The 12955-nt window shown below is 71.7% G+C and carries 11 protein-coding genes; 1 reads left to right on the plus strand and 10 read right to left on the minus strand.

Features of this window, described 5'->3' with window-relative positions; all coding sequences use genetic code 11:
- Window positions 1-92: 92 nt before the first annotated feature.
- On the plus strand, window positions 93-1682 hold the full coding sequence (locus tag ABTW87_RS17375; protein ID WP_350651834.1) for an LLM class flavin-dependent oxidoreductase: 1590 nt from the start codon (window positions 93-95) through the stop codon (window positions 1680-1682).
- A gap of 48 nt (window positions 1683-1730) precedes the next feature.
- On the opposite strand, the gene ABTW87_RS17380 is transcribed toward ABTW87_RS17375, so the two are convergent.
- The 10 genes from ABTW87_RS17380 to ABTW87_RS17425 form a co-directional block, all read right to left on the minus strand.
- The gene (locus ABTW87_RS17380; protein ID WP_350651835.1) at window positions 1731-2534 is read right to left on the minus strand and encodes a sugar phosphate isomerase/epimerase family protein; all 804 of its coding nucleotides are present in this window, start codon (window positions 2532-2534) and stop codon (window positions 1731-1733) included.
- Window positions 2531-3682, minus strand: coding sequence for a dihydrodipicolinate synthase family protein (locus ABTW87_RS17385; RefSeq protein ID WP_350651836.1), 1152 nt, complete (start codon window positions 3680-3682; stop codon window positions 2531-2533). The genes ABTW87_RS17380 and ABTW87_RS17385 overlap by 4 nt, the downstream gene beginning before the upstream one ends.
- The gene (locus tag ABTW87_RS17390) at window positions 3679-4833 is read right to left on the minus strand and encodes a Gfo/Idh/MocA family protein (RefSeq protein WP_350651837.1); all 1155 of its coding nucleotides are present in this window, start codon (window positions 4831-4833) and stop codon (window positions 3679-3681) included. Before ABTW87_RS17390 ends, ABTW87_RS17385 begins: the two co-directional genes overlap by 4 nt.
- A gap of 112 nt (window positions 4834-4945) precedes the next feature.
- Window positions 4946-7033, minus strand: coding sequence for a PQQ-dependent sugar dehydrogenase (locus ABTW87_RS17395; protein ID WP_350651838.1), 2088 nt, complete (start codon window positions 7031-7033; stop codon window positions 4946-4948).
- Between the two features lie 38 nt (window positions 7034-7071).
- On the minus strand, window positions 7072-8028 hold the full coding sequence (locus ABTW87_RS17400; protein ID WP_350651839.1) for a LamG-like jellyroll fold domain-containing protein: 957 nt from the start codon (window positions 8026-8028) through the stop codon (window positions 7072-7074).
- Between the two features lie 101 nt (window positions 8029-8129).
- Complete coding sequence (locus ABTW87_RS17405; protein ID WP_350651840.1) at window positions 8130-8879, minus strand: ABC transporter ATP-binding protein; 750 nt, start codon at window positions 8877-8879, stop codon at window positions 8130-8132.
- Window positions 8869-9609, minus strand: coding sequence for an ABC transporter ATP-binding protein (locus ABTW87_RS17410; RefSeq protein WP_350651841.1), 741 nt, complete (start codon window positions 9607-9609; stop codon window positions 8869-8871). The genes ABTW87_RS17405 and ABTW87_RS17410 overlap by 11 nt, the downstream gene beginning before the upstream one ends.
- On the minus strand, window positions 9606-10688 hold the full coding sequence (locus tag ABTW87_RS17415; protein WP_350651842.1) for a branched-chain amino acid ABC transporter permease: 1083 nt from the start codon (window positions 10686-10688) through the stop codon (window positions 9606-9608). Before ABTW87_RS17415 ends, ABTW87_RS17410 begins: the two co-directional genes overlap by 4 nt.
- Before the next feature lie 43 nt (window positions 10689-10731).
- Window positions 10732-11619 carry a branched-chain amino acid ABC transporter permease gene (locus ABTW87_RS17420; protein ID WP_350651843.1) on the minus strand — a complete coding sequence of 296 codons (888 nt, stop codon included), beginning with the start codon at window positions 11617-11619 and terminating at the stop codon, window positions 10732-10734.
- A gap of 6 nt (window positions 11620-11625) precedes the next feature.
- Window positions 11626-12822: an amino acid ABC transporter substrate-binding protein gene (locus tag ABTW87_RS17425; protein ID WP_350651844.1), complete on the minus strand. Its 1197-nt coding sequence runs from the start codon at window positions 12820-12822 to the stop codon at window positions 11626-11628.
- Window positions 12823-12955 lie beyond the last annotated feature (133 nt).

Here is a 12955-nt window from a genome sequence, read left to right on the forward strand (position 1 = left end):
ATAGATGTTCTGCCCGGCATATTATTTGTCGCGCAGCGGGTGGCCCTCGACGTCGGGCCGATGGGCGCGCCCGCCGGGAAGGAGACACGGGGATGAGCGACTACGGCCATCCGTTGACATTCGGGGCATTCCTGACGCCCAACAACGCCAACCCCGACCGGGTCGTGGCGCTCGCCGCGCTGGCCGAGCAGGTCGGCCTGGACCTGGTGACGTTCCAGGACCATCCGTACCAGCCAGCCTTCCTGGACACCTGGACGCTGATGAGCTTCGTCGCCGCCCGGACCAGCACCGTGCGGTTGGCGGCCAACGTCACCAACCTGCCGCTGCGCCCGCCGGCCGTGCTCGCCCGCAGTGTGGCGAGCCTCGACCTGCTCAGCGGCGGCCGGATCGAGCTCGGCCTGGGCGCCGGCGCGTTCTGGGACGCCATCGAGGCGATGGGCGGCCGGCGGCTCACCCCTGGCCAGGGCGTCCAGGCGCTGGAGGAGGCCATCGAGATCATCCGGCAGGTCTGGGCCGCCGACGAGCGCGGCGGCGTCCGGGTGGCCGGCGAGTTCCACCGGGTGGTGGGCGCCAAGCGCGGCCCCGCGCCGGCCCACGACGTCGGGATCTGGCTCGGCGCGTACAAGCCACGGATGCTCGCCCTGACCGGGCGGCGCGCCGACGGCTGGCTGCCCAGCCTGGCGTACCTGAAGCCGGGCGATCTGGCCCGGGGCAACGCCATCATCGACGACGCCGCGCGGGAGGCGGGCCGCGCGCCGGACGACATCCGGCGGCTGCTCAACGTCAACGGGCAGTTCACCGACACCGCCCGCGGCCCGCTGAACGGCCCGGCCGAGCAGTGGGCCGAGGAACTCGCCGACCTGGCGCTCACCGAGGGCGTCAGCACGTTCATCCTCGGCAGTGACCGCCCCGACGACCTGCGCCGCTTCGCCGACGAGGTGGCGCCCGCCGTCCGCGACCTGGTGGCCGCCGAGCGGAAGGCGGACGCGGCGAGCGAGACCACCACGGCGACGCGAGCGGCGGAGCGGTCGGGCGACACACCACCGCGGCGGGCCGGCGCACGGGCCACGGCGGCCGGCCGGAGCGCGTTCTCCGTCGTGCCGACGCCCGACGACGGCGTGCGCCGCAGCGAGGTCCAGGTCTGGGACGAGTCCGCCCGCCCCACCGGCCCCGCACCGGACCCGGAGCGCACCTACACCGGGCATGACCTGGCCACCGCCAAGCACCTCGTCGAGGTCCACGACGGGCTGCGCGGTGAGCTGGCGCAGATCTACGACCTCATCGAGCAGGTGGCCGCCGGCACGATCGACGCGGGCCGGGCCCGGTCCCACATCAACACCATGACGATGCGGCAGAACAAGTGGACCCTCGGCACGTACTGCGAGTCGTACTGCCGGATCGTCACCACCCACCACACCATCGAGGACCGGGGGCTCTTCCCCCACCTGCGGGCCGGGGACGACCGGCTCGCCCCGGTGATCGACCGGCTCGAACAGGAGCACCACCTCATCCACGACGTGCTGGAGCGGCTGGACCGGGCCCTGGTGGCGTTCGTGTCGGTGCCCGACGGCATGGCCGAACTGCGCGCCGCGGTCGACCTGCTCAGCGACACGCTGCTGTCGCACCTCGCGTACGAGGAGCGGGAACTCGTCGAGCCGATCGCTCGCCTCGGCGTGTCCTGATCCGTGCGGCGACGGCCCGCCCGCCCCAGCGGGCGGGCCGTCCGGCGCTCAGGCCACGTGCGCGAGGTATCCGGCGACGGCCTCGTCGAGCACCTCGCGGCCGGGCCGCGCCCACACCTCCTCGGCGAAGACCTCCACCTCCACCGGGCCGGTGTACCCGGCGGCGTCCACGGCCTCCCGGAAGCGGCGCAGCTCGACGCAGCCGCCACCGGGCAGCCCCCTACCGAGCAGCACACCCGCCGGCAACGGCGTCACCCAGTCGGCGACCTGGAAGCAGGCGATCCGGCCCTCCCGACCGGCCCGCGCGATCTGCGCCCACACCTGGTCGTCCCACCAGAGGTGGTAGGTGTCGACGACGACGCCCACCACGTCCGCGGGATACGGCGCGGCCAGGTCCAGGGCCTGGCCGAGGGTCGCCACGACACACCGGTCGGAGCAGAACATCGGGTGCAGCGGCTCGATGGCGAGCCGGACACCGGCCGCACCGGCGTACGGCACCAGCTCGCCGATCGCGTCCCGCACGTGAGCACGGGCGCCGTCGAGATCCCGATCGCCGGCGGGCAGCCCGCCGGAGACCAGCACCAGCACCGGCGCGCCCACCGCCGCCGCCTCGTCGATCGCCCGCCGGTTCTCGGCCAGCCAGCCGGGTTCGCCGAAGAACCCGCCACGGCACAGCGACGTGACGCTCAGGCCGGCGTCCCGCACGAGTGTCGCGGTCGCCTCGACCCCGTACGCGGCGAGGTCCTCCCGCCACAGCCCCACCGCGGAGACGCCGGCGTCGACGCAGCCGGCGACGAGTTCCGGCAGTGGCCACCGCTTCGTCGTCGCGGAGTTCAGCGCGAACCGTTTCACTGCGCCACCCCCGCCGTGGTCATGAACGCCCGCGCCCGGTGGGCGGCCAGGTCGGCGTCGGGCAGCAGCCCGGCCGCGTCGGCGAGGCGCAGCAGCCGGCCGAGGTGCACCGGCGACCGTCCGGACTGGAGGCCGCCGACCATGTTGAAGTGGTCCTGGTGGCCGGACAACCAGGCCAGGAAGACGATGCCGGTCTTGTAGTAGAAGGTCGGTGCGCCGAACAGGTGCCGGGCCAGCGGCAGCGTCGGCGCCAGGATCCGGTCGTACGTCGCCAGGTCGCCGCCGTCCAGCGCGCGCAGCGCGGCCGCGGCCGGTGGCGCGATCGCGGCCAGCACGCCGAGCAGCGCGTCCGAGTGGCCCTCGGCGTCGCCCCGGATCAGGGCCGGGTAGTTGAAGTCGTCGCCGGTGTACAGGCGTACCCCGGCCGGCAGGCGCCGGCGCAGCGCGACCTCGAAGTCCTCGTCGAGCAGCGACAGCTTGACACCGTCAACCTTGGCGGTGTGGGTCCCGATGAGCGCCACCACGGTGTTCGCGGCCCGGGCCGGGTCGGCGTCGCCCCAGTAGCCGGCGAGCGCCGGGTCGAAGGCCGGCCCCAGCCAGTGCAGCACCACCGGAGCGTCGGCGTCGGCCAGCAACCGCCCGTAGACGTCGAGGTAGTCGTCGGCGGACCGGGCCGCGGCGGCCAGGTGGCGGCTGCACATCAGCACCGGCCGGGCGCCGGCGTCCTGCACGTCGGCGAGCTGCTCGGCGTACGCCTTGCCGATCTCGTCGAGCGTTGCCGGGCCGGCGGGCAGCTGGTCGGTCGCGACGCCCGCGCAGATCGCGCCGCCCTCGGTCCGGGCAGCCGCCGCCGATCGGCGGATCAGCTCGCGCGCGGCGGGGTAGTCCATGCCCATGCCGCGCTGGGCCGTGTCCATCGCCTCGGCGACGCCGAACCCGTACGACCACAGGTGCCGGCGGAACGCCAGGGTCGCCTCCCAGTCCACCGCGGCGGGTACGCCCGGCACGTTCTCCGCCCGCGGGTCGGCGACGACGTGCGCGGCGGCGTACGCGACCCGGCTGGTGAAGGCCGCGCCGGGTGTCGCGTGCTCGCGCCCGGCGCCGGAGAGGGTGAACGGCCCGTCGGGCAGGTTGACGGTGCGGCTCACGACCGCAGCTCCGTGACCTCGACGCGCCGGCCCTCGCGCGCCGAGCGCAGGCCCAGCTCGGCCAGTTGCACGCCGCGGGCGCCGGCCCACAGGTCCCAGGTGTACGGGGCGTCCTCGGCGACATGGCGCAGGAACATCTCCCACTGGGCCTTGAAGCCGTTGTCGAACACCTCGTTGTCCGGCACCTCCTGCCACTGTGAGCGGAAGTCGTCGGTGGACGGCAGGTCCGGGTTCCACACCGGCTTCGGGGTGGTGGCCCGGTGCTGGACGCGGCAGCGACGCAGGCCGGCGACCGCGCTGCCCTCGGTGCCGTCGACCTGGAACTCGACCAGCTCGTCCCGGTTCACCCGGACCGCCCAGGAGGAGTTGATCTGCGCGACGATGCCGCCGTCGAGCTCGAAGATCGCGTACGCCGCGTCGTCGGCGGTCGCCTCGTAGGGCTGGCCGTCCTCGGCCCACCGGCGCGGGACGTGGGTGGTGACGTGCGCGGTGACCGCGCGGACCGGCGCGAAGATCTGCTCCAGCACGTAGTGCCAGTGCGGGAACATGTCGACCACGATGCCGCCGCCGTCAGCGGCCCGGTAGTTCCAGCTCGGCCGCTGCGCCTCCTGCCAGTCCCCCTCGAAGACCCAGTAGCCGAACTCGCCGCGTACCGACAGGATGCGGCCGAAGAACCCGCCCCGCACGAGCCGGTCGAGCTTGCGCAGGCCGGGCAGGAAGAGCTTGTCCTGTACGACGCCGTGGCGCACCCCGGCCGCGTCGGCGACGCGGGCCAGGTCGACCGCGCCGTGCAGGGTGGTTGCGGTCGGCTTCTCGGTGTAGATGTGTTTGCCCGCGTCGATGGCGAGCCGGAGGGCCTTCTCCCGTTCGCTGGTCACCTGGGCGTCGAAGTAGATCGCGACGTCCGGGCGGGCCAGGGCGGCGCCCAGGTCGGTCGTCCAGTCGGTCAACCCGTGCCGGGCCGCGACGTCGCGCAGCTTGGCCTCGTTCCGGCCGACCAGGACGAGTTCCGGCCAGAGCCGGCTCCCGTCGCGCAGCGCTACGCCGCCCTGCTCACGGATCGCCAGCAGCGATCGGACCAGATGCTGCCGGTAACCCATCCGCCCGGTCACGCCGTTCATCGCGATGCCGATCGGGACACGTGCCGTCATCGTCCCACCCTCCTCAGGGGTCATCTCCGCACCCGGGCCAGCCGGGTGCCGCACACTGCCCGGCGCCCGGTGGGGACGGCGGCGACGTTGCCGCCGTCCCCACCGGACCGGTTCAGGCCGGGGTTCCCGTCACCGTCAGGTGACGCAACCGGCCGATGTTGTCGAACGAGCCGAAGCCGACCCGTCCGGAGCCGAACGTGGTGTCCTTCGCGGTCATCAGCGGGTCCTTGCTGCCGTCCACGTAGACCGCGATCTCGCCGGTGGCCGGCAGGTGAACGACGCGCACCTTGTGCCAGTCAGCGTCGACGATCGCCGGGTCGGCGCCGCGCGAGCGGCCGTTCCACTGGTAGTCGATGCGCTGCCGGTCGGCGTTGTCCACCTTGAAGATGCCGTTGTGCGGCAGGATCGTGTTGTCGGTCGAGAGGTGGGCGTAGTAGAACTGCGTGTCCGACCGCCAGCCGAAGACGATGATCACGTCCCGGTTGGTCACCTCGACCGGCGTGTCCAGCCGCACGTCCGCCTTGATCTCCACCGAGGACCACTGCGGTCCCTCGGTCACCACCGCGTACTCGAACGGGCGGCGCGGACCGGGCCGGCTCACGCCCGCCTCGGCGAGGATCACCTCGTCGCCGTCGAACCGCCACTTCGACGGGGTGACCGGCGCCCAGCTGTCCGGGCCTGACGGCTTGTGGAGCTTGGTGCCGCCGACGTCGCCGCTTGCGAACTCTCGGGTGCCGGTCACCTTCCAGACCTTCCCGTTGGCCTTGGCGAGGAGGTACAGCTCGCCGGCGGCGTCGGTGCCGAAGCGCAGGTCGACCCGCTCCGGGTTGCCGGGGGCCCCGGGTCCGGAGAGGTCCTGCATCCGCACCGGGTCCCCGACGGCGTTGAAGAGCGCGAGCCGGTGGATCGTGGCCATCTCGTGGCCCTGCCGCATCTCGTTGGCCTCGGTGTAGAGGACCTGCCCGTCGACCAGGTCACCGAAGACGTACTTGCCCTTCAGCGCGGGCTGTTCGTTGCCGCGGTAGACGAACCCGCCGGCCACCGCGACACCGACGTCCGAGGTGCAGTTCCAGCCGGGCGCCGGGTTGTGGTCGTACGCGGCGACCGGGTAGGTGTAGCCGAAGTCGGCGTCGTTCGGCGGCAGCGGGAGGAGCTTGTCGCAGGCGCTCGCCGTACGGTCGAAGACGAAGGCTCCCTCCCGCTCGCTCCAGCCGAAGTTGTCGCCGGCGCGCACCTCGTAGATCGCCTCGATGGCGTGCTCGCCGATGTGGCCGAGGAACATCCGGCCGGTGGCCGGGTCCCAGCTGAACCGGTGCGGGTCCCGGAAGCCGACTGCGTAGATCTCGCCGAGGGCGCCGGCCCGGCCGGCGAACGGGTTGTCCGCGGGGATGCCGTACCGCCCGTTGGCCGAGTCGGTGCCCTGCGGGTCGATCCGCAGCAGCTTGCCGTGCACCATGCCCAGGTTCTGCGGCTCGGTGTTACGGACGCCGGTTCCGCCGTCGCCGACGGCCAGGTACAGCAGCCCGTAGTCGCTCTGTCCGCGGGTCGCCGTCGGGTTGAAGTTGATCTCCTGGATGCCGTGGATCTGGCCGGCGAAGCCGATCCGCAGCACCTCGCGCCGGGTGCCGGCGAACGTGTCGGCGGCCGGGTCGGTAGCCGTCCACTCGTTGATCACGCCGTGGAAGATGGCGTTGGCCTGGGCGTAGTCCGGTGCCCGGGTGGCCAGCGACGCCTGCTCGGTGTGGATGGTGTAGAACCGGCCGTTGCTGCCGAACTCCGGGTGGAACGCGACGTAGCCGAAGCCCTGGCCGAGGCCCCGGCCGGAGAAGAACTGCGGCGCGAAGGTGTCGGCGACGTCGAGGTAGACGTGCGGCACGCCGTCCTCGACCAGGTAGAGGTGGCCGTTGAGGTCCGGCACGGCCCGGCGGCCGGAGCCGTCGGGCAGCTCCATGATGGTGTTGATGCGGGCGGTCCGCATCAGCCGCTGGTCGGTCGGGGCGGGAGTGGGGAACGACTGCGGGAAGCTGGCGTACTCGGTCAGGACCAGCCCGAGCCGGGACTGGGTGGGCATCTCGACGACCGGGTCGTCGATCGGCTCGGTGGCCCGGGCGGAGCCGGCGACCAGGGTGGACAGGACGAGCGCGGCGGCGGTGAGTCCAGCCGTCAGCGCGGATCTGCGGATTCTGCCGTTACTACGCACGCGGGTCTCCTTCTCGGTGGGAGGCGGCCGAGGGTCGGTCAGCGGGCCATGTAGCGGTACTGCTTCTCGACGTCGCTCGCCGAGACCACGCTGTCGAGGAACATCAGGGCGTCCATGCGGCAGTCGCACGGGTTCCGCTCGAGCGTGTCCTGCGGGAAGCTTCCGCCGATCTTGATGCCGCGGGGGTCGGAGGCGGTGGTCACGTGCGGGCCCGGCCCCGACACGAGCCACGGGTCGTCGGTACGGGTGGAGAAGCCGTCCAGCGGCTGGCCGTTGCGGTAGAGCGCCAGCTCGCCGCTGTTGAAGTCGAAGGTCGCGGCGAGGTGGACCCACTCCCCCTTCGGCAGCAGCGTCCGCCAGTCCTCATTCGCGGCGAAGGTCTGCGAGTTGCCACCGTCGAGGCGCCGGCCGAGCGCGACCAGGCGCAGCTCGCCGTTGACGTCGATGAGCTCCAGGAGTGCCCGGACGCCGTGGCCGTCGGAGTCGCCGGTCAACACTCCAGCCAGGCCGATCGCGTTGAAGCGGTCGGTCGGGTTGGCGGTGGTGGAGTTGAACGCAGGGGCGTCCATCTCCAGCTTGAACCAGCCCATGACGGTGGTGCCCGGTGTGCCGGCGAAGGGCCGGAGGGTACGGACGCCGCTGGCGGACCAGATGCCGGCCTTCCAGTCGTCGTTGCCGGTCTGGGCGGGGTTCACCTGGCGGGTCTGCAGCGCGTCACCGCTGCCGGGGTAGGCGTGGTCGGCCACGCGCATGTCGGCGCCGCCGTTGACGAGTTCGATCTCGGTGCCGGAGCGGCCCTGGTCCCGCTCGAGGGCGGTGTCGCCCTCCACCGGGTGGTCGAAGTCGTAGAAGGCGACCAGGTTCGATCGCAGGTGCGGGTGGACGTCGCGCGGGTTGGTCCGGTCCGCCTGTGCCGGGGCGGCCCCGGCGCCGGCCAGCACACCAGCCGCCAGTACGGCGGCGGTGGCGGCGGCGACCCGTCTCGTTCTGGTCATCGCGTACACCTCGTTTCAGCTCCGGCGGGAGCGCGTAACCGCTTTCGGAAGCGCTTGCGTGCCCCCGCTCCAACTCTGTGCCGCTGGTACGTCGGGGTGTGTTACCGCTTCGGCGGTGTCGTGGGCTCGGCGGGCCGTCCGCCGAGATACAACTCGCCGAGCTGCGGGTCGGCCAACAGTTGCGGCGCCGGCCCGGAGATGTGCACGCGCCCGAGGTCGAGCACGCAGCCGAGGTCCGCCGTCTCCAGCGCGCGCCGGGCGTTCTGCTCCACCAGCAGCACCGCCGTACCAGCGTCGCGCATTCGCACGACCTGTTCGAAGACCGTGGTGGTCGCCTTCGGGTCCAGGCCCATCGACGGCTCGTCGAGGAGCACGACCTTGGGGTTGACCATGAGCGAGCGGGCGAACTCCACCTGCTTCTGCTGGCCGCCGGAGAGCAGCCCGGCCAGCGAGTTCCAGCGCTGCGCGACGACCGGGAAGACCTCCTTGACGAAGGCCGTCCGCTGGGCGACGAGCGCCTTGTCCCGCAACGTGTAGCCGCCGAGCAGGACGTTCTCCGCGACCGTCATCTCGCGGAAGACGCTGTGTCCCTGCAGGACGTGCGCGACGCCGGAGGCGAGCATCCGCTGCGGCCCCTGGCCGGTGACGTCCACGCCGCCGACGAGGATCTTCCCGGAGCGCGGCTTGAGCAGCCCGCTGGCGACCTTCAGCACGGTGGACTTGCCGGCGCCGTTGGGGCCGACCAGGCAGACGATCGTGCCGGCCGGCACCGAGACGGTCAGGCCGCGCAGCACCGGCGCCGCGCGCCCGTAGCCGGCCTGGATGTCGACGAGTTCGATCTCAGACGCCAAGGTAGGCCCCCAGCACGCGTTCGTCGGAGCGGATGAGCGACGGCGGGCCCTCGGCGATCGGCCGGCCGCGGTCGAACACCACGATGTGGTCGCTGACGCTCATCACGAGGTCCATGTTGTGCTCGACGATCACGAACGTCCGCCCCTCGGCGTTGAGGTCGCGGACCAGCGCACCGATCCGGTCCAGCAGTGCCGGGTTGACACCGCCGGCCGGCTCGTCGAGCAGGACGGTTTCCGGGTCGCTCATCAGCACCCCGGCGAGTTCCAGCAGTTTCTGCTGGCCCCAGGACATGTTGCGGGCCTCCACGTCGGCCAGGTGCTCGATGCCGAGACGGGTGAGCCAGCCGCGCGCCCGGTCGATGTCCGCGCGGACCCGCGCGCCGCGCAGCAGGCCGGCGAGGCCCGTCGGCCGCACGGCCGCGAGGACGTTGTCCAGCGCGGTCATCCGGGGGAAGACCCGGCACAGCTGGAACGTACGGCCGACGCCGGCGTGGACGATCCGGTGCGGCGCCGCGCCGGTGATGTCCCGGCCCCGGTAGGTGACCTGCCCACCGTCCGGCCGGATCATCCCGGTCACGCAGTTGAAGAAGGTCGTCTTGCCCGAGCCGTTCGGGCCGATCAACGCGTTGACCTTGCCGTGGCGGAACTCGACGCTGGCGCCGTCGAGCGCCACCACGCCGCCGAACGCCTTGGTCAGCTCGTTCGTGGCGAGACTCCGTACCCCGCTCATGATCGCTCCTCCGTCGACTTCGCCCGCCCGCCGGCCGTTCCGGCGGTGGCGTCCACCGGTTCCCGGCCGGCCGTGTCGCCGACCGCGGCGCGTTGCGCGCGCAGCTCGGCGGCGGTGACCTCGCGGATGGAACTCTGAGCCGGGCGCAGCCGGCCGAGCAGCGAGCCGATCGCCGGCAGCACGCCGTCGGGCATGAAGAGCACCACCAGTGCCAGCAGCACGCCGGTGGCGACCAGATGCAGCTGCGTGTCACCGAACTCCACCTTGAAGTACTCCAGCCCGATGCCGACCACCAGCGCGCCGACTACCGGGCCGAACAGGTTCCGGACGCCACCGAGCAGCGCCATCAGCACCAGGTACGAGCCGGTGAGGATGGAGAACTGGAACACCGGGTCCAGGTCGCCGAACCACAGCGCGTACAGCCCGCCGCCCAGGGCGGTGAATCCCGCCGAGACGACGAACACCACGAGCTTGTACGCGAAGGTCGGGGTGCCCAGCGCCTCCGCCTTGTCCTCGTCCTCCCGGATCGCCTTCAGCCCGAGACCGAAGCGGGACCGGTCGATGGCCCACCACGCCAGCAGGGTGAGCGCGAGCAGCCCGGCGAACAGGTAGTAGAAGGCCCGGTGGTGCTCCGGACGCAGCAGGTCCGGGAACGGGCGCGGCACCACCAGTCCACGCGAACCGCCGGTGAGCGACGCCCAGCTCTGGAAGACCAGCAGCAGGATCAGCACCAGCGCGATCGACACGATGACGAACGACGCGCCGCGGACCCGCAGCGCGGCGAAGCCGATCGGCACGGCCAGCGCCGCCACCAGCAGGGCGGCCGCCACCAGCGCCACGAAGCTCGGCAGGCCGGCCTTGGTGACCAGCAGAGCCGTACCGTAGCCGCCGAGGCCGGCCAGGGCGCCGTGGCCGAGCGACATGTACCCGGTGAACCCGCCGACGAAGTTCCACGCCGTCGACAGCACTGCGTAGTTGAGCACCACGACGCCGGCCGAGAGAACGTACGGGTTGGGCGCGAGGGACGGAAAGGCCAGCACCGCCACGGCGAGCAGCACGATCGCCGTCACCTGGAGCATCCGGTTGAGGTTTCCGCGCGGGACCGCCGGGGCGCTCGTCGACTTAGAAGCGCTGGGCAAGGCGACCTCCGAAGAAACCTTGTGGCCGGAACGCCAGGGTCGCGAACAGGGCCAGGTAGAAGATGGTCTGCGCCCAGGTCGTGCCGAGCGGGATCTGCAGCAGGCTCTGCAGCATGCCGAGGACCATCGCGGCCATCGCGGCGCCGGGCACGCTGCCGAGCCCGCCGACCACGATGATCGCCATCAGCGGCCCGATCCAGTGCCAGTGCAGGGACGGGTAGATGGTGGTGTCGAGGGCGAGCGCCGTGCCGCCGACGGCCGCGGTGGCCAGTCCGAGGCCGAAGCCGTACCCGGCCACCCGCTCGGTCTCGATGCCGACCAGCCGCGCCGCGTCCCGGTGCTGGATGGTGGCCCGCAGCGCCCAGCCGAACGTGGTCTTCTTCATCAGCAGGTAGAGGGTGAGCAGGGCGACGGCGGCGAGCCCGAAGGCGATCAGCTTGACGATCGCGACGCGGGCGCCGAAGAGGCCGAAGCTCGCCGACCCGTAGCCGAGTTGGATCCGCCGCTGGGTGCCGGTGAAGACGTAACCGAGCAGGCCCTCGATGACGACGGCGACCGCGAAGGTCAGCAGGACCGACATCATCGTCAAGGTGACCGGGCGCAGCCGGGCCAGCAGCAGCCGTTGCAACAGGACGCCGCAGCCGAAGAAGAGCGGCACGGTGACGATCATGGACAGCAGCGGGTCGACGCCGAGCCGGCTGTGGGACCACCAGGCGAGGTACGCGGCGAGGATGAGGAACGCCGAGTGGGCGATCATCACGACCCGCATGATTCCGAAGTAGAGGGTCAGGCCCGCTGCCAGGAGGGCGTAGAGCCCTCCCAGCAGCAGACCCAGGATGATGCTCTGGAAGAGCAGGGCACCGGAGGGCATCGCGTCCTACCAGGCCGGCTTCGGGTAGATCAGGTCGGTCTCCTTGGCGTCGGCCGGGAGCACGATCTGGATCTTGCCGCCCGCCCACTGCTGGATCATGTGGGCGCCCTTGGGCTTACCGGTCTCGTCCCAGGAAAGCGGCCCGACCACCGTCTCGACGGTGTTGCCGCGGACCCACTCGACCAGCTTCTTCTGGCAGTCGCCCTGCTCGGCGCAGCCGACCGCGGTCACCGCCGCGGCCACGACCTGACCGGTCGTGTACGCGTTGGCCTCGTCCTCCTCCGGCGGCGAGCCGAACTGCGCGGTGTACTTCTCGACGAACTCCGTGTTGCTCGGGTACGGCGCGTCCTGCGTGTACCCGGTCGGCGACAGGATCCCCTCGGTCTTGTTGCCGATCGCCGCGGCGAACTCGGGGTTCGTCGGGGCGGTGGAGAAGGCGGCCAACTTCGGCTGGTACTGAAGTTGCTGCAGGGCCACGATGAGGTTCACGCCGTCCTGGTACTGCGAGCCGCCCACCACCATGTCGGCCTTCGAGGCCGCGATCTTCGCGGCGATGCTGCCGAAGTCGGTGGTGTTCGGTGGGTAGACCTCGTCGACGACGGTGCGGATCCCGCCCGCCTCGAGCTTCTCCTTCAGCCCGTACGCCGTGCCCTGCGCGAACGGGTCGTCCATGGCCGCGTACGCGGCGGTCTTCGGCCGCTGGTCCGGCGGGAGCGCCAGGATGTACTCGGCCAGGTGGTTGTAGTGGTCGTTGGCCACGGCCGGCGCGGCGTAGAAGAGGTTCTTGAAGCCCTGCTCGAAGACCTCCTTCGCGGCGCCCGCCGGTTCGACGAAGAGCATGCCGTACTCCTCGGCGACCCGGGCCGCGGGCACGACGAGGCGGGTCGAGAACGGACCCACCACGAGGTCCACGTTGTCTTTCCCGATCAACTGCTCGTAGTCGGCGACCACGCGGTCGGCGCTGGACTGGTCGTCGAGGATCTTCAGCTCCACCTGGCGGCCGAGCAGGCCGCCCTTCTCATTCGTGATCTTGGCCCAGGCCTCGTAGCCGCGCTGCACGCCCTTGCCCGGTTCGGAGAAGTCCCCGGTCAGGGGGAGGGAGATCCCCACGACGATCGGGTCGTCGGCGTCGGAGGAATCGCCGCCCCCGCCGCCACCGCAGGCCGTGAGCGCGAGGGTGAGGCTCGCGCCGATCGCTGTCATCCATCGGATTCGCTTCATACGGGTTGTCATCCCGAGATGCTCCTTTGCCGGGACGGAAGCGCTTACGAAAGCGCTTACGTAGACTAGGCTGTGGCCGTCGTCACTGGCAATAGTCAGATGACAAAGTTGTTTC

The sequence above is a fragment of the Micromonospora sp. NPDC126480 genome, from assembly GCF_040302465.1.
GTDB lineage: Bacteria > Actinomycetota > Actinomycetes > Mycobacteriales > Micromonosporaceae > Micromonospora.